This is a genomic window from Streptococcus hongkongensis (genome assembly GCF_053206145.1).
Genome location: NZ_JBRUGD010000003.1, coordinates 57,377 through 77,489 on the forward strand (window position 1 = coordinate 57,377; position 20,113 = coordinate 77,489).

At 35.3% G+C, this 20,113-nt stretch carries 19 protein-coding genes; 12 read left to right on the forward strand and 7 right to left on the reverse strand.

Annotation, left to right across the window (positions count from 1 at the left end):
• Window positions 1-166: 166 nt before the first annotated feature.
• Window positions 167-526, reverse strand: a complete 360-nt coding sequence (locus ACVRZD_RS02560; protein ID WP_037626010.1) for a thioesterase family protein — start codon at window positions 524-526, stop codon at window positions 167-169.
• Window positions 527-620: 94 nt separating this feature from the next.
• Here ACVRZD_RS02560 and ACVRZD_RS02565 point away from each other — a divergent pair, with 94 nt between their 5' ends.
• Window positions 621-974: an iron chaperone gene (locus ACVRZD_RS02565; protein ID WP_037626012.1), complete on the forward strand. Its 354-nt coding sequence runs from the start codon at window positions 621-623 to the stop codon at window positions 972-974.
• 8 nt (window positions 975-982) lie between these two features.
• Window positions 983-1,699, forward strand: coding sequence for a pseudouridine synthase (locus ACVRZD_RS02570; RefSeq protein WP_037626014.1), 717 nt, complete (start codon window positions 983-985; stop codon window positions 1,697-1,699).
• A gap of 33 nt (window positions 1,700-1,732) precedes the next feature.
• On the opposite strand, the gene ACVRZD_RS02575 is transcribed toward ACVRZD_RS02570, so the two are convergent.
• Both ACVRZD_RS02575 and ACVRZD_RS02580 read right to left on the reverse strand, forming a co-directional pair.
• The gene (locus tag ACVRZD_RS02575) at window positions 1,733-2,650 is read right to left on the reverse strand and encodes a magnesium transporter CorA family protein (RefSeq protein ID WP_037626015.1); all 918 of its coding nucleotides are present in this window, start codon (window positions 2,648-2,650) and stop codon (window positions 1,733-1,735) included.
• A 60-nt stretch (window positions 2,651-2,710) separates the two neighbouring features.
• Window positions 2,711-3,952, reverse strand: coding sequence for an aminopeptidase (locus tag ACVRZD_RS02580; RefSeq protein WP_447450236.1), 1,242 nt, complete (start codon window positions 3,950-3,952; stop codon window positions 2,711-2,713).
• 183 nt (window positions 3,953-4,135) lie between these two features.
• On the opposite strand from ACVRZD_RS02580, the gene ACVRZD_RS02585 reads away from it, so the two are divergent.
• The 3 genes from ACVRZD_RS02585 to ACVRZD_RS02595 are packed head-to-tail and all read left to right on the forward strand — an operon-like array spanning window position 4,136 to window position 5,815.
• Complete coding sequence (locus ACVRZD_RS02585) at window positions 4,136-4,267, forward strand: DUF4044 domain-containing protein (RefSeq protein ID WP_447450237.1); 132 nt, start codon at window positions 4,136-4,138, stop codon at window positions 4,265-4,267.
• Window positions 4,268-4,315: 48 nt separating this feature from the next.
• Complete coding sequence (gene obgE / locus ACVRZD_RS02590) at window positions 4,316-5,632, forward strand: GTPase ObgE (protein WP_447450238.1); 1,317 nt, start codon at window positions 4,316-4,318, stop codon at window positions 5,630-5,632.
• Between the two features lie 30 nt (window positions 5,633-5,662).
• Window positions 5,663-5,815, forward strand: a complete 153-nt coding sequence (locus ACVRZD_RS02595; protein WP_037626016.1) for a hypothetical protein — start codon at window positions 5,663-5,665, stop codon at window positions 5,813-5,815.
• Window positions 5,816-5,858: 43 nt separating this feature from the next.
• On the opposite strand, the gene pnuC is transcribed toward ACVRZD_RS02595, so the two are convergent.
• From pnuC to ACVRZD_RS02615, 4 genes are all read right to left on the reverse strand, one after another.
• A complete protein-coding gene (gene pnuC / locus ACVRZD_RS02600) occupies window positions 5,859-6,572 on the reverse strand; it encodes a nicotinamide riboside transporter PnuC (RefSeq protein WP_037626017.1) in 714 nt (237 codons plus the stop codon).
• Window positions 6,573-6,596: 24 nt separating this feature from the next.
• Window positions 6,597-8,108, reverse strand: a complete 1,512-nt coding sequence (locus ACVRZD_RS02605) for an ATP-binding cassette domain-containing protein (protein WP_037626018.1) — start codon at window positions 8,106-8,108, stop codon at window positions 6,597-6,599.
• Window positions 8,109-8,425: 317 nt separating this feature from the next.
• The gene (locus tag ACVRZD_RS02610) at window positions 8,426-9,166 is read right to left on the reverse strand and encodes an amino acid ABC transporter ATP-binding protein (protein WP_037626020.1); all 741 of its coding nucleotides are present in this window, start codon (window positions 9,164-9,166) and stop codon (window positions 8,426-8,428) included.
• Entirely contained in the window at window positions 9,166-11,343 is a 2,178-nt protein-coding gene (locus ACVRZD_RS02615; protein WP_037626022.1) for an ABC transporter substrate-binding protein/permease, read from the reverse strand. Before ACVRZD_RS02615 ends, ACVRZD_RS02610 begins: the two co-directional genes overlap by 1 nt.
• Before the next feature lie 168 nt (window positions 11,344-11,511).
• On the opposite strand from ACVRZD_RS02615, the gene uvrB reads away from it, so the two are divergent.
• The 7 genes from uvrB (at window position 11,512) to ACVRZD_RS02650 (ending at window position 19,780) form a co-directional block, all read left to right on the forward strand.
• The gene (gene uvrB / locus ACVRZD_RS02620) at window positions 11,512-13,503 is read left to right on the forward strand and encodes an excinuclease ABC subunit UvrB (RefSeq protein ID WP_037626024.1); all 1,992 of its coding nucleotides are present in this window, start codon (window positions 11,512-11,514) and stop codon (window positions 13,501-13,503) included.
• A 240-nt stretch (window positions 13,504-13,743) separates the two neighbouring features.
• Complete coding sequence (locus ACVRZD_RS02625; RefSeq protein WP_037626026.1) at window positions 13,744-13,887, forward strand: teichoic acid D-Ala incorporation-associated protein DltX; 144 nt, start codon at window positions 13,744-13,746, stop codon at window positions 13,885-13,887.
• Window positions 13,888-13,896: 9 nt separating this feature from the next.
• Complete coding sequence (gene dltA, locus ACVRZD_RS02630; protein ID WP_037626028.1) at window positions 13,897-15,435, forward strand: D-alanine--poly(phosphoribitol) ligase subunit DltA; 1,539 nt, start codon at window positions 13,897-13,899, stop codon at window positions 15,433-15,435.
• Window positions 15,432-16,691 (forward strand): D-alanyl-lipoteichoic acid biosynthesis protein DltB, encoded by a 1,260-nt coding sequence (gene dltB / locus ACVRZD_RS02635; RefSeq protein ID WP_037626030.1) that lies wholly within the window; start codon window positions 15,432-15,434, stop codon window positions 16,689-16,691. The genes dltA and dltB overlap by 4 nt, the downstream gene beginning before the upstream one ends.
• 15 nt (window positions 16,692-16,706) lie before the next feature.
• The gene (gene dltC / locus ACVRZD_RS02640) at window positions 16,707-16,946 is read left to right on the forward strand and encodes a D-alanine--poly(phosphoribitol) ligase subunit DltC (protein ID WP_037626033.1); all 240 of its coding nucleotides are present in this window, start codon (window positions 16,707-16,709) and stop codon (window positions 16,944-16,946) included.
• Window positions 16,939-18,204 carry a D-alanyl-lipoteichoic acid biosynthesis protein DltD gene (gene dltD, locus ACVRZD_RS02645; protein WP_447450239.1) on the forward strand — a complete coding sequence of 422 codons (1,266 nt, stop codon included), beginning with the start codon at window positions 16,939-16,941 and terminating at the stop codon, window positions 18,202-18,204. The genes dltC and dltD overlap by 8 nt, the downstream gene beginning before the upstream one ends.
• 292 nt (window positions 18,205-18,496) lie before the next feature.
• Window positions 18,497-19,780, forward strand: a complete 1,284-nt coding sequence (locus tag ACVRZD_RS02650) for an alpha-amylase family glycosyl hydrolase (RefSeq protein WP_447450240.1) — start codon at window positions 18,497-18,499, stop codon at window positions 19,778-19,780.
• The last annotated feature ends 333 nt before the right edge of the window (window positions 19,781-20,113 follow it).

Sequence of the window (20,113 nt, forward strand, 5' to 3'; positions counted from 1 at the left end):
TCAAAAGCAATAAGGCTTGAACAAAGTGAAAGCCAGCGTCTTTAGGCGCTGGCTAGTTATTTGGGCTTATAGCCCTGGACCAAACCACCCGTTTGACGGGTGGTTATGATTAGTTTGCATTATTTTGTGGGTGAGGATAAAGTCCTCATGGGTGTTTGTCTCACTCTCATAGTTTTTCCAAGAATTTTTGAACCTCAACGCGAACTCGTGTGTGACCTGCTTTGGCAATTAATTTTTTACCTGCGAAAGCTTCGATGCGAAAGTCATAACGGCGACCTTCTTCTTTGAGTGCTGTGATGATAATTGTGATGGTTTGGCCGATTTTAGAGGGGGCCAGATGTTGTATAGACAGTTCGGTTCCAACCGTAGAATAGTTGTTAGCAATACTTGCTTGGACAAATTGATAAGCAGTATTTTCCATAAAGGCGGCTAAAGACGGAGTGGAAAGGACATCTAAACTACCTGAACCAACAGTTTTTGCTGAATGTTCAGGTTTTGTTTCATAAGATTTTGAATAAATAGTCATGGGATTACCTCCTTTTTATATTATAGTATAAGCTAGTCATCTAGTCATCTCTTTCTGGTGGATTATGATATACTAAATAAAAAGGGAGACGGTTATGAAAGCAAATAGTCAAGGAGTAAGTGATTACATCAGTAATCGCCCAGTGAATCATCATGAAAGACTTGAGGTTGTACGTAGTCTTATTAGTGAAAACTTACCTGAAACAGTTAGGGAAGGGATAGCTTGGTCCATGCCTTCTTATTGGCAAGGAACTTACCTAATCCATTTTCAGGATTATGGGCAACACTTGAACATCTATATTGGACCTGAAGCTGTTGAACGTTTTAAAACCATTTATCCAAGGCTAAATTATAGTAAAAGAGGCTTTAAATTGTTTCATAATCAGGAGTTACCAGAAACTGAATTAAGAGATATGCTTAATTGGCTTTATAAAACATATGCAAAATAGGGTATAAGATGAGATTAGATAAATTTTTAGTTGATGCTGGTATTGGTAGTCGTAGTCAGGTTAAACAATTACTTAAGAAAAAGGAAATTTTAGTCAATGGTAAGGTTGAAAGCTCTGCTAAGGCTCAGATTGATTCTGACAAGGATAAAATAGTTTATCAAGGGCAGGAGCTTATCTATGAAGAGTTTCTCTATTACATGCTTAATAAACCATCAGGTGTTGTTTCTGCTACCGAAGATAATCTTCACCAGACGGTAGTCGATTTATTAGATGATAGGGCAAGACAAAAGAATGTTTTTCCTGTTGGGCGTTTGGATAAGGATACGCATGGGTTGTTACTCTTAACCAACAATGGAGACTTAGCACATCAATTGTTGTCTCCAAAAAAACATGTTGATAAAGTTTATCTAGCTCAGGTTAAAGGAGTAATGACAGTAGCGGATCAACATGCTTTTGAAAATGGAATGCAATTGTCTGACCATCATTGTTTACCTGCCACTTTAGAAATTCTTGAAAAAAATGAGCAGGAGCAAAGTTGCAAGGTTAAAATTACTTTGAAAGAAGGTAAATTTCATCAAGTAAAACGAATGGTCAAAGCTTGTGGTAAGGAAGTGACTGATTTAGAGCGTCTGGCCATGGGGGCCCTTGTTTTAGATGATTCATTAGCATTAGGAGAGTTCAGACGCTTAACAGCAGAAGAAGTTGAGAGCTTATTTGAGAGATAGTAAAGAAGCTAGAAATATTCCCAGCTTCTATTTTTATAACCATTTTTTATATTTGAAAAACGACAATGTTGAAATTAAAATTGTGATTGCAATCAGTATAACAGCTGGGTAGCCCCATTTGCTCGATAATTCAGGCATATACTTAAAGTTCATGCCGTACCAGCCAACTAATATGGTTAAAGGCATACATGAAGTCGTCACAATCGTCAAAATTGCCATAATCTTGTTTTGTTTCATTTCAAGTCGTGACTGCGCTAGATCTCTAATTTGAATAATAGTTTCTCTCAGAGTTTGAACTGTTGTTTGTAAACGCGCGACCCGTGAAGCAAATAAGTGAAAGAAGCGAAGGTTTTCGTCTTTGAAAAAATTATTTTCATTTTCATTGAATTCTTGAGCCAAGTCAATCAATTGCAAATAGTGCTGATTCAATTTAATAAACTGTTTACGCAATTGATTTAACCGATGATCATAGTTCACATCACTATTATCCAAAATAGCCTCTTCAATGTCATCCAATTCACGATCGAATGCGTCTAAAAGTTCTACATCATCTTTAATGATATATTCTAAAAAATCATAGATAAAGCGTTCTAAACTTGGCTGCTTCCACCGTTTAGTTTTTTGGATTTTTTTGAGCAATTGTTTCACATGCTCATGACGATCAATAAAAATAATACCTCGTTCATCCAGAGCAAATGAAAAGTCCATAGCTTTGCCTAAAAGATCATCGCGAAATGGAATTTTGAAAGTTCCTGTCAAAGAATCCAAATTGACTTCAGCCTTTGTAGAATTGGCGGAGAGGATATTAAAATCGATATCAATCCCCATATGCAAATCATGTTGGAGGGTTTGCCATTCTTCAGGCTTTAGAATGGCAACAAAAGGATAATTAGCTGTGAAACATTCTTTGAATGTTGTGGGTTTTAATGTTTCTAAGATATGATAGTACATAGGTCTATTATATGCTGAGCCAACAAAAAAAGCCAGTTATTAACTGACTTTTTAAGAATTTTATATTGCCCATTCTCCACCACGGAAGATTGGAATAATTTGCCCATCTTTAGTGATACCATCGATATCCATTTTTTCTGAACCAATCATGAAGTCAACGTGGGCTGTTGAACGATTCAATCCAGCAGCTTTTAATTCATCGTTAGACATTTCTGTTCCACCTTTAAGACTGAAGGCATAGGCTGCGCCAATGGCCAAGTGGTTAGAAGCATTTTCATCAAATAAGGTATTAAAGAATGTTAGGCCCGATAATGAAATAGGCGTTTTATGAGGAACTAGGGCAACCTCACCGAGTGCACGTGCGCCTTCGTTTTCTTCAACCAAGCGTTTGATTGTTTCTTCCCCTTTTTTGGCAGTCACATCCACAATTTGGCCATCTTTGAAAGTGAACGTCATATCTTCAATAACGACACCGGCATATGACAATGGTTTAGTTGATGAGACATAGCCATCTGCACGACGATAGTCAGGAGCTGAGAAAACTTCCTCAGTTGGCATATTAGCAATGAATTCTTCACCCTGTGCATTAACACTGCCAGCAGCTTCCCAAAGATGGTTTTCTGGCATTCCTAATGTTAAATCGGTACCTGGTGCCATATAATGTAAGGCATCAAATTGGAAATCATTAAGGATTGTTGCTTTTTCTACTAATTTTTCTTGATGTAAGTCCCATGCTTTAATTGGATCTTCTTCATAGATACGGTTCATTTTGAAGATAGCATCCCAAAGTGCATCAACTTGCTCTTCTTCGGTAGCTAAATCAGGGAAGACCATTTTTGCCCATTCAGGACTTGAAGCGGCAACTAAATTCCAGCTAAATTTATTGGCCTGTGATGCAGCTCGTTGTCTTTCTAAGGCAATAGCGGTTGCCTTAGTTGAAGCTGATAATCGTTCAGAATCAACACCAGCAAAGGCATTTGGATCTGATGAACGGACAAACAAACGACTTGTATTTTTACCAAGTAAATAATCAGATTTTTCAACAACAAAATTTGGAACATTAATCAAGCGTTCGTAGTCTGCATGAATTAATTTTTCACGTGTGATGGCATCATCGATATAGTCAACAAGTACTTCAACTGCGCCAGCTTCATATGCTTTTTTGGTTAACATACGCGCAAATTCATGATGTTCAACAGCAATTGCTATTAAAAGGGTATGACCTTTTTGAACATTGACACCTTTTTTAATTAACAAATTGGCGTATTTCTCTAAGTTAGTTTGAAAATTAGGTAAAACCATTTGGGTCTCCTTATGATTAGTTATAGTTTATTATTCTAATATAGCATAAATGCACGTAATACTCAAAAACTCTAGGTTTGATTTAAGGATGACAATCTTATTTAACTTTGTCTTCTGATTTGCTAATTGATACCATTCATGTTAAGATATATAGAGAAAATATCGATAGAAGAGGTAGTAATTGTGGCTTTTGGAGAAAATGGACCTCGTAAGAAAACAGGTTTTGAAAAAATAACAATGTTTGTTGTCATCTTAATGGTTTTAGTAACTGTTGGTGGCTTGATTATGGGTGCCTTGTCAGTATTTTTAGGTTAGAACGCCGTATGGCGTTTTTTTAACAGAAAAGAAAGTTAGAGAATTATAATGAGTATGTTTTTAGATACTGCTAAGATTAGTGTTCATGCTGGTCGTGGTGGTGATGGAATGGTAGCCTTTAGGCGTGAAAAATATGTACCAAATGGTGGCCCTTGGGGCGGTGATGGTGGTAAAGGTGGATCTGTCACCTTTAAAGTCGATGAAGGGTTAAGAACCTTAATGGATTTCCGTTATAACCGCAAATTCCGTGCCAAAGCTGGTGAAAAAGGAATGACCAAAGGAATGCATGGTCGAGGAGCTGAGGATTTAATCGTTCAGGTTCCTCAAGGAACTACGGTTAAAGATGCTGAAACGGGCAAAGTTATTGTCGACTTAGTGGAACATGGTCAAGAGTTTACTATTGCCCAAGGTGGCCGTGGTGGCCGTGGTAACATTCGTTTTGCAACACCACGTAATCCAGCACCAGAAATTGCTGAAAATGGCGAACCAGGTGAAGAACGAGAGTTAGAACTTGAGTTGAAAATTTTAGCTGATGTTGGGTTAGTTGGTTTTCCTTCTGTTGGCAAATCCACATTATTAAGTGTGGTATCGGCTGCTAAACCTAAAATTGGAGCTTACCACTTTACAACTATTGTTCCCAATATAGGCATGGTGAGAACAAAATCCGGAGATAGTTTTGCCATGGCTGACTTACCTGGACTGATTGAAGGTGCTAGCCAAGGTGTTGGATTAGGAACACAGTTCCTACGCCATATTGAACGGACACGTGTTATTCTTCATGTTATTGACATGTCAGCTTCTGAAGGTCGTGATCCTTACGATGACTACAAATCAATTAATAATGAATTAGAAACCTATAACCTTCGTTTGATGGAACGTCCACAAATTATTGTGGCAAATAAGATGGATATGCCTGAGGCTAAAGACAACTTAAAAGATTTCAAAGAGAAGTTAGCTGCAGAGTATGATGAATTTGAAGAACAACCAATGATCTTCCCAATTTCAACTTTGGCGCACCAAGGTCTTGAAAATCTCTTAGAAGCGACAGCTGAGCTCTTGTCCAAAACAGATGAGTTCTTATTGTACGATGAATCAGATTTCCAAGATGAAGAAGAAGTATACTATGGCTTTGCTGGTGAAGAAAAAGCATTTGATATTAGTCGTGACGATGATGCTGCTTGGGTATTATCAGGTGATAAACTTGAACGCCTGTTCGTTATGACAAACATGGAACGTGACGAATCAATCATGAAATTTGCAAGACAATTGCGTGGCATGGGAGTTGATGAGGCTCTTCGTGAACGCGGTGCTAAGGATGGTGACATCGTTCGTATCGGTAATTATGAATTTGAATTTGTTGATTAATCAATAGGTAGTAAGGAAAGGAGTTTTCTTATGGGAGATAAACCCATATCTTTTAAAGATAAGGATGGCAATTTCGTTTCAGCAGCAGATGTCTGGAATACTGAGAAATTAGAAGAACTTTTCAACCAATTAAATCCCAATAGACAACTTCGTCTGGAACGGGAAAAATTAGCAAAAAAATAAACAAAAGTAATAAGATACTTTTGTTTATTTTTTTGGTATTGAGTTAAATGTTAAAAAGATTTTCTGCAGTTTTGATTGCGATCACTTGAGAGTGGTAAATTTTTCGCCAGTTATAAACGGTATAGATATCATTTATTAGAAAAATCGCAAAGCAAATGACAATAGCATAGTGACTGACCTTGGTTTGAGCTTCCATAAGCCATAATGTCATTAAGATAATATCATTCATGAGATAGGCTAAGGCAAACATTGGACTTCTTTTGTAAGAAAGAAAGGTACCAGCAAAAGCTGTCGAAATTGAAAGGGTGGAAATGGCTAAAAACGGGGTGTGAAAAAGTGAAAGGAAATAGTAGAAAATACAGGTGATAGCAATTGTTGAGACAATCAGAAGGTAAATATCTTTAAACTTGAGATAATTGATTAATACCTGTGTTTTTTGTTCTTGAAAAGGGTGACTTAACCAAGATAAGAGTGAAAATAAAGCCATCGGAATTGTCAAAAAACAATAAGTAATTAATTCACCATAATAATGGTTATGGAAAGCTAGATAAGCATAGATGACAGAAAAAATGATGATTAATCCTTGTCCAATAGGATTACCTTTTGCAGAAAATATCAGTGATGTTGCACCGATGAGAGAAGCAATCAGTGCTAAGGGTTCTTGATCTCCGAAGTAAAAAGCAGTAGCAATAATTGCACAGATTGAAAATAACCACAAAAACCATTCGGTCGGGGTGAAATAACGTAAAGTTTTCATGCTTTTATTCAAACACAGACCAGACTATCTGTCAATAGGGCAAGTTAATAATTCTTGGTCAGTCAATTCTAAAATTGAAAACCCTGTTTCCTTGATAAAGTAGTGATCATGAGAAACAGAGATAACCGCCCCAGGATAATCCATAAATAATTGACGAACTAAAGGTTGACTGGTAGGTGATAAGTGTCTTGTCGGCTCATCAAGAATCAATACATTATTCTTTTCTAAAACCATTTTGGCCAAGAACAGTTTAGCACGCTGCCCACCAGATAATTGCTCTAAATCGTGTGTGATTTCTTCTCTAGTAAATTGAAGACTTGCTAAAAGCGATTTGACTGTTTCAGTTGGATAATCCCCTAAAAACTCTAAGGGAGTGAGCTTTTTGTCTAGCACTTCTTCGTAATTTTGAGGCATATAGCCAATTGACAGAGTCGGATCCAATTGCATTTTTGCTAACATAAATTTTAGGAATTGTGTTTTGCCAATTCCGTTTTTACCAGTGATGACAACTTTATCTTGGCCTTTTAACAAGAATGAAATAACTTGACCAGTAGCTAGATGCTCATCCTGCAAGTGCAAGATAGTTCGCTGCTTGGCCAAGCAAGGAATATCTGTGAAGAATAAGTTAAGACTATCTATTTCCAAGGGCGCTTTGGTCAACTGGTTCTGATCTTTTGCTAACCGACTTTCCTGTGATTTAAGAGCTTTCATTTTTTTAGCTAATAAGCGTCCGGCCGTGGAATCTTTTGTCTTTTCAAGTTGGTGCTGCACACTATCATGCACGCGTTTAAAACGAGCTTCTTTCTTTTTATATTCTTCTTTTTCCTTAGTTGCCAATTTCCTCTGTTTATCATATGCTGCTTGTCTATTAGTAACATAGTCGGCATAATTGCTTCTTGAGATATGATGTGTCGCTACTGTCCGTTTTTTGACTAATTCTAGGTGGAGAATGGAGCTTGCGCAAGCTTCAAGAAGTGCTTGGTCATGGGAAATAAAAATAATGGTTATCGAACTTTCTTTGATAAAACGCGTTAGCCATTCTAAAGACTCTAAATCTAAGTCTGCTGATGGTTCATCTAGTAAGAGTAGGTCAGGATGGATTGCTAAGAGTTTGAGTAGTTGTAATTTTAAGCGTTCACCACCTGATAAGTCAGTCAACTTTAACTGAGGAGTTTCGAGTAATTCAGTCTTGAAATGAAGGTGATTAGCAAGTTGGTAGAATTGGTTGAAGTCAAAAAGATCAAAATCCAAATCTTGATAAAGAAAATCTGATGGACTTAAATTAAGCATGCTTTTTTCTAGGGTTTGTGGTAAATAGGCCATTCTTTTGAAGTGATTAGTAATGTTACCCTCTTTTTCTATGTAGGATAAGATTTTGTCAGGCTGATAGATAGCTTGTAAGAGACTGGATTTTCCAGTTCCTTCCTCACCTATGATGGCAAGTTTGTCACCGGCGGTTACTGTTAAACTGAGCTGATTAATCAGTTTATTTAAATCTTTTTGATGTGTTAATGTTACATTTTTTAGTTCTAGCATAGTATCTCCTTTTTATAGTTAAAAAGTGATGTAAAAAGAAGAGAAAAAAACTTTCCACCCTAGCAAGTAGAAAGTCAAGAAGATGCAACATAAGAAACTACCCTACTAAATGCAGGTAGTTGTAATTATAGGGGCACACTAAAAAACTAAAACTTGATAAGGTTATCTTCTTTTAGTTTTTTAGTTTTTCATGGCTCCTATACCTCCGTTTTATAATTACTTGTATTCTAGCACCAAAAGAAGGCTCTGTCAAATAGAAACTTGTTCACTTTGGACAACTAAAAGCAAAAAAGATTGGAAAATCCAATCTTTTTGACTTATACATTAAGAACTTTATCTAAAAATTCAATCAGACGAGGGTGTTTAGGATGATCAAAGATGTCCTCTGGATGACCATCTTCTAAGAATTGCCCACCATCTGTAAAGATAACACGATTGGCAACTTGTCTTGCAAATCCCATTTCATGCGTAACAATTAACATGGTCATACCTTGTTGTGCTAAATCTCGCATAACATTTAATACATCACCGACCATTTCTGGATCAAGTGCAGAAGTAGGTTCGTCAAATAACAAAATATCGGGATTCATTGCTAAACTTCGAGCAATGGCTACACGTTGTTTTTGTCCGCCAGATAAGCTACCAGGATAGGCATCAGCTTTATCAGATAAACCAACTTTTTTTAGCAATTCTCTAGCATGCTGATTAGCAACTTCTTTTGTTTCTTTTCCTAATTCAACAGGGGCAAACATAATATTTTCAAGAACTGTCATGTGTGGGAAGAGATTGAAATGTTGAAATACCATTCCAATATTTTCACGTGCTTTATCAATATTTGTATGTGGGTCAGACAATTCAAAACCATCAACCACAACTTTACCAGAAGTAATTGTTTCTAGTAAGTTTAAAGTGCGAAGAAAAGTTGACTTTCCTGAACCTGAAGGTCCAATGATACAAACAACATCTCCTTCATAGAATTGGGCATTAATGCCTTTTAATACTTCATTTTGTCCAAAGTACTTATGTAAGTCTTGTACATCAATTTTTAATTCTGCCATTATTTAAACCTCTTTTCCAAACGTTTTGCAAGTCTTGTCAAGAAAGTAATCATTATCAAGTAGATGATAGCTAGAATGGCATACATACGGAATGATTGATAGTTTCTTGCAATAATAATTTTACCAGTTTGGAATAATTCAACTAAACCAATTGCTGAGACGATAGTAGTATCTTTAAGTGAAATAACAAATTGGTTAATAAAGTTTGGTAACATTAATTTTACAGCTTGAGGAAGAATAACTTTTCGCATAGTTACTTTATAAGGGATACCTAGACTTCGACTAGCTTCCATTTGTCCAAGAGGAACGGCCTCAATCCCACCACGGACAATTTCAGCTATATATGCACCACCATTTAAAGACAATGCAATAGTAGCAGCTAGAAAATCATTAATAGGTGATTGGTGTCCCGTCATATTTTCAATAAGGTTTGGAATACCCCAGAAAATAAAAGCAGCAACAATCATCAACGGAATACCACGAACCACATCAACGAAGATTGATGAAGCGATACGTAATCCTTTACTTGGAGCAACTGCCATCATTCCGAAAATGAGACCAATTAGCATCGCAAAGGCAAATGAAACAAGAGTTAGGCTCAAAGTTGTCCATAATCCACTAAATAATTGATTATAGTTGTTTGATACTAGCCCAGCAACTGTTGATTCATCAGCAGACTTGCTATCAGATTTTTTATTTTTTTCAGAAACTAAATAGTTATTAATAATTTTCTCGTACTGGCCAGATTTTTTCAAATTAGCCAGACCATTATTAAACATTGTGATTAATTCAGGATTAGTTCCTTTTTTTACAGCAAAGCCGTATTCTCCAGAAGGTTCTCCTTTAATAGGTGTTTCGAATTTTCGACCTTGTTGGATTGAATATTTTAGAATAGCTTCATCATCCATTAAAGCTTTGATGGAACCTGAATTTAAACTATCGTACATTGATGAGGCTTCATCAAATGCTTTTAATTTGAATTGGTATTTATCTTTTAGTTTATCTAGGAAGACATATGAAGCTGTTCCTTTTTTAGCACCAACAGTGGTTCCTTTTAGGTCTTTGTAAGCTTTTATTGAGCTACCAGATTTAACACCTAGCAAAATATTTGATGTATAGTATGAGTCCGAAAAATCAAATATTTCTTTACGGGCATCTGTAATTGACATACCGGCAATGGCAGCATCGGCTTGCCCAGATTGAACAGCATTTAGTGCGGCATCAAATCCAGGGTTAGAAATTTCTAACTTAAATCCTTGTTGTTTGGCGATTGCTTTAATCAACTCCATATCGATACCGACATAGTTACCTTTATCATTCTGAAATTCAAATGGGGCAAATGACGAGTCGGAAACAACTTTATAAGTTTCTTTGATAGGTTTTGCTTTTGCGTTAGCATCGCCTGTACTTGCTAAGTCAGGAGTACTAGCTTGATCTCCCAGCCATTTAGATATGATATTTTGATAAGTTCCATCAGCCTTCATATCTTTTAATGCTGAGTTGAAATCATTAATCAAATAGTTATATTTGCTACCTTTTTTTACAGAAAATCCAAAACTACCAATTGCTTCGCCCTTCATATTGATAGCTAAATCTTGGTTTTGATTAATTGCAAATTGGATAACTGGTTGGTCATCCATAACGGCTTGAACAGAACCTGCTGACAAGCTGTTATACATTAAATCACCAGTGTCAAAGGTTTTAACTTTAAAGCCGTATTTATCTTTGTGCTTGTTTAAAAATGTTTGAGCTGCTGTACCATTTTTAACTCCAACTGTTTTCCCTTTTAATTGACTGTATTTGCTAATTGGGTTTGCTTTTTTGGTTGCAATTACAATTTTAGTATCGTAGTAGGGATCAGAAAAATTAAAGACCTTTTGACGTTCTTCTGTAATGGTAGTTCCGGCCATCAAAGCGTCAGCTTGCCCAGCTTGAACAGCGTTAACAGCAGCATCAAATCCAGGATAAGTCATTTTAAAATCCCAATTTTGACGTTTTGCTACCTCATTAATGATATCAACATCGATTCCTTTGTATACTTGATCTGAATCTTTGTATTCAAATGGTGCATAAGCAGTGTCAGAAACGATTGATATTGTTTCAGCACTTGCAATCCCTCCAAATAAGAAAATTGAGGATAAGATTGCAAGCATTAAGACTTTTAGTTTATTCTTCATACATGTCTCCTTTTAAAATCTTGGTTTATTATATCAGAAGATTTAGAAAAGAGCAAGAAATTCGAAAATTCATGTCAGGAAATCTAACATCAAGCAAAACGTCTTTTAAATAGCATTTTTTTTCTGCTATGTTACAATAAGATAGTGGAATAAAAAGAGGAAAATAAAATGATAGATAAACAGATAAGTAAACCATTTCACTTGGTTTCAAAATACCAACCTTCTGGTGACCAGCCTCAAGCCATTGAAGAATTGGTCGATAATATTGAAGGAGGCGAAAAAGCTCAAATTTTACTTGGTGCAACAGGGACTGGTAAAACCTTTACCATGAGCCAAGTGATTAATAGAGTTAACAAACCAACTCTGGTTATTGCTCATAACAAAACTTTAGCGGGTCAATTATATGGTGAATTTAAGGAATTTTTCCCTGACAATGCTGTTGAATATTTTGTTTCCTATTATGATTACTACCAGCCAGAGGCTTATGTGCCTTCAAGTGATACTTATATTGAAAAGGATTCGTCTGTTAATGATGAAATTGACAAGCTTCGACATTCGGCAACATCTTCACTTTTGGAACGTAATGATGTGATTGTCGTAGCTTCAGTATCGTGTATTTATGGTTTGGGTTCTCCTAAAGAGTATGCTGATTCAGCCGTCTCCTTAAGACCAGGTCAAGAAATTTCACGTGATCAATTACTCAATCAGTTGGTTGATATTCAATTTGAACGCAATGACATTGATTTCCAACGAGGGCGTTTCCGTGTTCGTGGAGACGTTGTTGAAGTTTTTCCGGCTTCTCGCGACGAGCATGCATTCCGGGTTGAATTCTTTGGTGACGAAATTGATAGAATCAGAGAGATTGAAAGTCTCACAGGCAAGGTACTTGGCGAAGTTGACCACCTAGTGCTCTTCCCCGCCACTCACTTTGTGACTAATGATGAACATTTGGAAATGTCGATTGCTAAAATTCAAGCAGAACTGGAAGAGCAACTCAAGTTGTTCGAGAGTGAAGGTAAGCTTTTAGAAGCACAGCGATTAAAGCAAAGAACTGACTATGACATTGAGATGCTGCGCGAAATGGGCTATACGAATGGTGTCGAAAACTATTCCCGTCATATGGATGGCCGCTCTGCAGGCGAACCGCCTTATACCCTGCTTGACTTTTTCCCAGAAGATTTTATGATTATGATTGATGAAAGTCATATGACCATGGGGCAAATTAAAGGCATGTACAATGGTGACCAAGCTCGTAAGAAGATGTTGGTAGATTATGGCTTCAGATTGCCATCGGCCTTAGATAATCGGCCTCTTCGTCGTGAGGAATTTGAAAGTCATGTCCATCAAATCGTTTATGTATCAGCAACTCCTGGTGACTATGAAATGGAACAAACGGATACCATTATTGAACAAATTATCCGTCCGACAGGCTTGCTTGACCCCGAAGTTGAAATTCGTCCTTCAATGGGTCAAATGGATGATTTACTTGGTGAGATTAATACGCGAGCTGAAAAAGGCGAGAGAACATTTATCACAACACTTACTAAAAAGATGGCAGAAGATTTAACAGATTACCTTAAAGAGATGGGTGTCAAGGTTAAATACATGCATAGTGATATCAAAACCTTAGAACGAACTGAAATTATCAGAGATCTACGTCTCGGTGTGTTTGACGTTTTGATAGGTATAAATTTATTGCGAGAAGGTATTGATGTACCAGAAGTTAGTTTAGTTGCCATTTTAGATGCGGATAAAGAAGGTTTCTTAAGAAATGAACGTGGGCTCATTCAGACGATTGGTCGAGCAGCACGTAACGCTGAGGGACATGTCATCATGTATGCAGACAAAGTGACTGAATCAATGCGTAAAGCAATTGATGAAACGGCTCGTCGTCGTCAAATACAAATGGCTTATAATGAGCAGCATGGTATTACCCCGCAAACTATTAAAAAAGAAATTCGAGATTTGATTGCAATTAGTAAATCAAGTGGTACAGATGTTGAAGAAACTAGTCCTGACTATTCAGTTATGACGAAATCAGAACGCAAAGAAGCCATTAAGAAATTGCAAAAACAAATGCATGAAGCAGCAGAAATGCTTGATTTTGAGCTAGCAGCACAAATTAGAGATATGGTTATTGAATTGAAAACGATGGATTAATACATGGTAATTTAATTTAGGGTGACTATATTTTTGTTAATTAGGTCAACTATTAAGTATTTTTTAAGAAATAGAATGTAAAACTATAGGAAAAGATGGGAGAACTTTCCACTAGATTAAATAATTTTTGCAATTCATTATAATAATTTATTATTTAATAAAATAAGATTTAACTTGCTCTAATGACATATTTAAGGTAAAATTTTTCTAGTGTGTTGAGACGAATAAATGAGGTAAAAAATGGACAAAGGAAGTGGAAAGAAGAAAGATTACTTATACTTTTTTGGGAAAGTTCTTCTTTTTTATATGATTTTTATGTTATTGGTATATTTTTTTGCTTATGCAGGGCATGGGCAAGGAAGTTTTATTTACAATGAATTTTAGGAGAGTTAGATGATAACAAATATTATTGAACAAGTGGAACATTTTGCATCTGTCTCTGGCGACAGCTTTGTCTATGACTGCTTAGGAGAAAAAAATACCTATAAGGAATTAAAAGAGCATTCAGATAGTATTGCTGCGTATATTGACAGTTTAAATTTAGCAGAAAAATCACCTGTCCTTGTTTTTGGTGCACAATCATATGATATGTTAGCTACATTTGTAGGCTTGACAAAATCAGGACATGCTTATATTCCAGTTGATGTCCACTCAGCTAATGAGAGGATAAATGATATTATCCAAGTTGCTAAGCCAAGTCTTATCATTGCAATTGAAGCCTTTCCATTCAATGTTGACTCTTGTTCTATTATAGATATCACTCAGATTAATCACGTTAAGAGCCAAAAAGTGACTTATAGTTTGGATCATTGTGTGGAAGGTGACGATAATTACTACATTATATTCACCTCAGGAACAACTGGTAAGCCAAAAGGTGTACAAATTTCGCATAATAATTTATTAAGCTATACCAATTGGATGATTGAAGATAAATCCTTTAATATCACTAAGAAACCACAAATGTTAGCACAAGCTCCGTATTCTTTTGACTTATCAGTTATGTATTGGGCTCCAGCTTTAGCACTAGGTGGCACTTTATATGCTTTACCAAAAGAAATTGTTGGCGATTATAAGTTACTTTTTAAAACAATTACTAATTTACCAATTGAAATCTGGACTTCAACGCCATCATTTGTTGATATGGCTATGCTGAGTGATGATTTTTGTCAAGAAAAATTGAACAAACTAACTCATTTCTATTTTGATGGGGAAGAATTGACAGTTGCGACTGCTAAAAAATTATTTGAACGTTTTCCAAATGCACAGATTATCAATGCCTATGGACCAACTGAAGCAACTGTTGCCTTATCTGCTATTCAAATTACAAAAGAAATGACAGAAACACTTACAAGATTACCAATTGGTTATCCAAAAGATGATTCGCCAACTTACATTGTGGATGAAAACTTAACCATTTTGGAAGCTGGACAACAAGGAGAAATTATTGTAGCAGGTCCTGCAGTTTCTAAGGGATATTTGAATAACCCAGAAAAAACAAAAGAAGCTTTCTTCACGTTCAATGGTCAACAAGCCTACCATACTGGTGATTTAGGTCAATTGACAGAGGATAATATCTTATTATATGGTGGTCGATTGGATTTCCAAATTAAATATAGCGGTTACCGAATTGAATTAGAAGATGTATCACAACAATTGAATCAGTCGCCGTTTGTTGAGGCAGCAGTAGCTGTTCCTAGATATAATCAACAACATAAGGTTCAAAACTTGTTAGCATTCATTATTCTAAAAGATGGTGTTGCAGAGCAATTTTTTAATGATCGCGAAATAACTAAAGTCATTAAGGAATCTGTATCGAATCACATGATGCCATACATGATGCCGTCAAAATTTATCTTTAGATCAGAGCTTCCTTTGACACCAAATGGTAAGATTGATATTAAAGGTTTGATTGCTGAGGTCAATAAACAATGATTAGATTCTTAGAATCCATACCTTATCTTGAACCTTATGCTAATCCACAGTATTTTATCTTTTTATTGCTATTACTTATTCCGATAATTATTGGAATTTTTAAAGGTAAGAGATTTCCCATTTATGAATTTATAATATCCGTTCTCTTTATTGCCTTTATGTTTGGTGAAAATCACTACCATCAATTATTTGCATTTATACTTTATATAATATGGCAAAGTATTTGTGTTTTTACCTATAAAGCCTATCGAAAAGAACATAATAATACTTTTATATTTTATTTAGCTTCCTTCCTTGTTATTTTTCCATTATTATGTGTGAAAATAGTTCCGATACTAGCATTTGATGAACATCAATCACTCTTTGCCTTTCTTGGTATTTCTTATTTGACCTTTAAATCAGTTGGAATGATTATTGAAATGAGAGATGGTACTTTAAAAGACTTTACTTTCTTGTCCTTCTTACGTTTTATCATTTTCCTACCGACCTTTTCAAGTGGTCCAATTGACCGTTATAGAAGGTTTAATGAAGATTATCTTACCATTCCTAACCAAGATGATTATTTTAAAATGTTGGAGAAAGCAATAAATTACATTATGCTTGGCTTCTTATATAAATTTATCATCTCTCATGTCTTAGGAAATATCTTATTGCCACTTGTCCAAGTACAAGCATTAAAAGTTGGTACGGTATTTAGTCTTTCAACTCTTTACGTGATGTATGGCTATGGCTTAAATCTCTTTTTTGACTTTGCTGGCTATTCAATGTTTGCGATTGGTATTTCTTATATAATGGGGATTAGAACTCCTGAGAATTTTAACAAACCTTTCCTTTCTCCAAATTTAAAAGAGTTTTGGAATCGTTGGCACATGTCTCTATCATTTTGGTTTAGAGACTTTGTCTTTATGAGATTGGTTCACCATTTCTTCAAAAAGAAAACTTTTAAAAATCGTAATATGACATCAAATGTAGCTTATTTAGTCAATATGTTGATTATGGGCTTCTGGCATGGAATCACTTGGTACTACATCGCTTACGGACTGTTTCATGGTATTGGACTTATTCTTACTGACATTTGGCTCAGAAAGAAAAAAGAAATCAATCGAAACCGTAAAAAACGTGGACTTAAACCTTTATTTGAGAGTAAACTTTTCCATGTTTTCTCAATTGTCTTTACTTTCCATATTGTTATGATTTCGCTATTAATATTCTCTGGATTTCTTAATGATTTATGGTTCCCAACTATTCAAAAATAAAATGAGGTATACAAAATGAACACATTAGAAACCGTTATTGACTTATTTGACCGTCTATTTATGGAAGACGTATCAGATATCCTAGATGAAGATTTGTTTGATGCTGGTGTATTAGATAGTCTAGGAACTGTAGAATTGATCGTAGAACTTGAAAACATTTTTAATATAAAAGTGCCAATTTCTGAGTTTGGTCGTGACGACTGGAATACTGTTAACAAAATAGTGGAAGGTGTTGAGGAATTACAGCATGCTTAAAAGGTTTTGGCATCTTTTGGGGCCAGTAATTTTAGCATTTTTATTAGTTATCTTAACGCTATTAAGTTTTCCGTCACATTTAGCTCATTCCTTTAAACAGGAGAGAGAAAATGCTGTTTCTTTAACTGATAATTCTATTAAAAATGGTCAAATAAAGTCTCAAGCCTTTACTGATAAATCAAAACATTTTGTGCCTTTCTTTGGTTCTAGTGAGTGGAGTCGAATGGATAGTATGCATCCATCTGTTTTAGCAGAAAAATACAATCGCTCTTATATTCCTTATTTGGTAGGAAAACGTGGAACTCAAAGCTTGACTCATTATTTTGGTTTTCAGCAAATGACATCTTATATGGAGAATAAGAAAGCTGTCTTTGTCATTTCTCCTCAATGGTTTACTGCTCGGGGAACAAACGGTCAGGCTGTACAAAAGTATTTGTCTAATTCTCAAGTGATTAATTTTATTCTTCAAGCAAATCCAAAGGATAAGGAAGCGCAAGTTGCGGCTCAACGCTTATTATTACTTAATCCAAGTGTCGTTTATTCTAGTTATTTAAAGAAGATTAGTCACGGCCAGCAGATTAGTTCTATTAAATTGAATTATTTAAAGAGCTTTGCTTTCTTTTCACAAAAAGCAGAAGTGGCATTTAGTCAATTATCAGGTTCAGATATCTATTCGCAAAGAATTTATCCGCGTTTAAAAGGATTGCCAAAACAGTTTTCATATACTGATTTAACTAATTTGGCAGTGCAACGCGGTAAGGTAGCGACTTCAAATAATGCGTTTAGAATAAATAATTCTTTTTATAATGGACGTATCGCTTCAAATTTAAAACGATTAAAAGGTTTTCAATCGAAGGAATCTTATATCGTTTCTCCAGAATATACTGATCTTGAATTGGTTCTCTCTCAATTTGCTAAACATAATGTAGATGTTATGTTTGTTATCACACCAGTGAATAAAGAATGGGCTGCTTATACTGGATTAGATTTACAAAAGTATCAAGATGCCGTTCAGAAAATGAAATTTCAATTACGTTCACAAGGCTTTAATCATATTACTGATTTAAGCCAAGATGGCGGAAAGCCTTACTTTATGAGTGATACTATTCATTTAGGATGGTTAGGATGGTTAGCATTTGATAAAGAGGTGAAACCATTTCTAGAAAGCCCACACTCTAATCCAACATATGATATTGATAATTATTTCTACTCAAAAGAATGGGCAAATTTAAGTTATCAAAATTATCAAAAAAAGTAAAAAACAAGACTATCTCATAACCAAAGCCACTGAAAAAGTAGCCTTTCAATGACTAGCAATTACTAAATAAAAAGAGGAAAGACTCAAAAATTGAGTTTTTCCTCTTTTCTTAGCTCTTTTTTTATTAAGGTGATAATTCGCTTCGGATTGACTACAAATATAGCGGTCGCAACTCATAGCCTTGTTTTTATATCAATGATAGAAATAGAAGAAGGTTAATATAATTGTGCAAACGATTGCGTTGATAGCTGCTTTTATTGTATAATACAAGTAGAAAAGATTGGAGACTATCATGGCATTTGAAACAAACAAGAAGTTAAGAAATAATCTTATTTACTGTATTTACACGCGTCATTTTTCAAGGGAAGGAACATTTGCGACAGTTGAAAAAGAATTAGATCGCATCAAGAAGCTTGGTACAGATATTATTTGGTTTTTACCAATTTATCCAATTGGTCAACTCAAAAGAAAGGGTAATGCAGGCTCACCATATGCTATAAGTGACTACCGTTCCATTAACAATGAATTGGGGACTATGGCAGATTTCGAACATCTTATTTCAGAGATACACAATCGTGGCATGAAAGTGATGATTGATATTGTTTTTAATCATACTTCGCCAGATTCATTATTAGTCAAAGAACACCCAGAATGGTTCTATAAAAAAGAGAATGGTACCTTCGGCAATAGAGTAGGTGATTGGACAGATATTATTGATTTAGATTATAGTAATTTAGACCTCTGGAACTACCAAATTGAAACTTTAACCATGTGGGCCAAAAAAGGTGTTGACGGATTCCGATGTGACGTGGCCCCTTTGGTTCCATTGGCATTTTGGAAGAAAGCACGTCAGGCTGTCTCGCAAATTAATCCTGATCAGATTTGGTTGTCTGAATCAATTGATTTTGGATTTTTAAGAGAATTAAGAAATCGTAAATTAATTGCCCACTGTGATGCTGAAGTTTATCAGGCCTTTGATATAACTTATGACTATGATATGAGAGGCTTTTTTGATGGTTATTTGGCCGGTAATATTTCATTAAGCCGTTACGCTGAAGCGCTAAGTCAACAAGAATTAATTTTCCCGGCAAATTATATTAAACTCCGTAATCTTGAAAACCATGATACTAAGCGAATTGCGTCCTTAGTACCAGACCATGAACAATTAGTGCAATGGACTACATTTGAATTTTTCCAAAAAGGGACAACTTTGCTATACAACGGTCAAGAAGTTTGTGATCAAGTGTCTCCAAGTCTATTTGAAACAGGTGTTATTAACTGGAATAATGAATATAATATTTCAGACTATATAACTAAATTGGCACAGTTGAAGAAGTCTATTTCTTTAGATGCAAATTATGAAATCCAAGCTTCAGATCAGATGGATTCCATCGTACTTGCTTATTTCTCAGAGAAGATCGAAACAGTTGGGGTATTTTCATTTAAAGGTAAAACAGGAAAAATATCGGTTCCATTAGAAGATGGAGTCTACATAAACCAAATAACAAATCAGGAAATTCACGTGACTGACTCTCAAGTTGATTTGAACCAGACGCCAATCTGGATTAGTTTTTAGGCTTTTTCAATTGATGAAATTACTGCGCTATTATCCTACTTAATACAAAAAGACAAACTTTTTATAGTTTGTTTTTTCTTTTGTTATCCGAAAGAGGCTGTCCAAACAGAGTTGGACTTCCTTTTTATGAATATGAATCTCACAAAATTGGCCAAGAATATAGCCTCAACCTCTTTGATTATGAACCATCAATCTGCCATGAAAAATAGCCTGGGATAAATATTCTCAGGCTTTAGTTTTTATAAAGATTTATGTATGTAAACACAGTGGTTGAGTGGGCTCTAATACGTTGAAAATCAACTGTTATAGCCTTACTTAACTTTGCGGAGGTGA

Excerpts from the sequence above, each read along its gene's own strand:
- ACVRZD_RS02560 (WP_037626010.1), bottom strand. The coding sequence starts at position 526 with ATGACTATTTATTCAAAATCTTATGAAACAAAACCTGAACATTCAGCA.
- ACVRZD_RS02565 (WP_037626012.1), top strand. The coding sequence starts at position 621 with ATGAAAGCAAATAGTCAAGGAGTAAGTGATTACATCAGTAATCGCCCA.
- ACVRZD_RS02570 (WP_037626014.1), top strand. The coding sequence starts at position 983 with ATGAGATTAGATAAATTTTTAGTTGATGCTGGTATTGGTAGTCGTAGT.
- ACVRZD_RS02575 (WP_037626015.1), bottom strand. The coding sequence starts at position 2,650 with ATGTACTATCATATCTTAGAAACATTAAAACCCACAACATTCAAAGAA.
- ACVRZD_RS02580 (WP_447450236.1), bottom strand. The coding sequence starts at position 3,952 with ATGGTTTTACCTAATTTTCAAACTAACTTAGAGAAATACGCCAATTTG.
- obgE (WP_447450238.1), top strand. The coding sequence starts at position 4,316 with ATGAGTATGTTTTTAGATACTGCTAAGATTAGTGTTCATGCTGGTCGT.
- ACVRZD_RS02595 (WP_037626016.1), top strand. The coding sequence starts at position 5,663 with ATGGGAGATAAACCCATATCTTTTAAAGATAAGGATGGCAATTTCGTT.
- pnuC (WP_037626017.1), bottom strand. The coding sequence starts at position 6,572 with ATGAAAACTTTACGTTATTTCACCCCGACCGAATGGTTTTTGTGGTTA.
- ACVRZD_RS02605 (WP_037626018.1), bottom strand. The coding sequence starts at position 8,108 with ATGCTAGAACTAAAAAATGTAACATTAACACATCAAAAAGATTTAAAT.
- ACVRZD_RS02610 (WP_037626020.1), bottom strand. The coding sequence starts at position 9,166 with ATGGCAGAATTAAAAATTGATGTACAAGACTTACATAAGTACTTTGGA.
- ACVRZD_RS02615 (WP_037626022.1), bottom strand. The coding sequence starts at position 11,343 with ATGAAGAATAAACTAAAAGTCTTAATGCTTGCAATCTTATCCTCAATT.
- uvrB (WP_037626024.1), top strand. The coding sequence starts at position 11,512 with ATGATAGATAAACAGATAAGTAAACCATTTCACTTGGTTTCAAAATAC.
- ACVRZD_RS02625 (WP_037626026.1), top strand. The coding sequence starts at position 13,744 with ATGGACAAAGGAAGTGGAAAGAAGAAAGATTACTTATACTTTTTTGGG.
- dltA (WP_037626028.1), top strand. The coding sequence starts at position 13,897 with ATGATAACAAATATTATTGAACAAGTGGAACATTTTGCATCTGTCTCT.
- dltB (WP_037626030.1), top strand. The coding sequence starts at position 15,432 with ATGATTAGATTCTTAGAATCCATACCTTATCTTGAACCTTATGCTAAT.
- dltC (WP_037626033.1), top strand. The coding sequence starts at position 16,707 with ATGAACACATTAGAAACCGTTATTGACTTATTTGACCGTCTATTTATG.
- dltD (WP_447450239.1), top strand. The coding sequence starts at position 16,939 with ATGCTTAAAAGGTTTTGGCATCTTTTGGGGCCAGTAATTTTAGCATTT.
- ACVRZD_RS02650 (WP_447450240.1), top strand. The coding sequence starts at position 18,497 with ATGGCATTTGAAACAAACAAGAAGTTAAGAAATAATCTTATTTACTGT.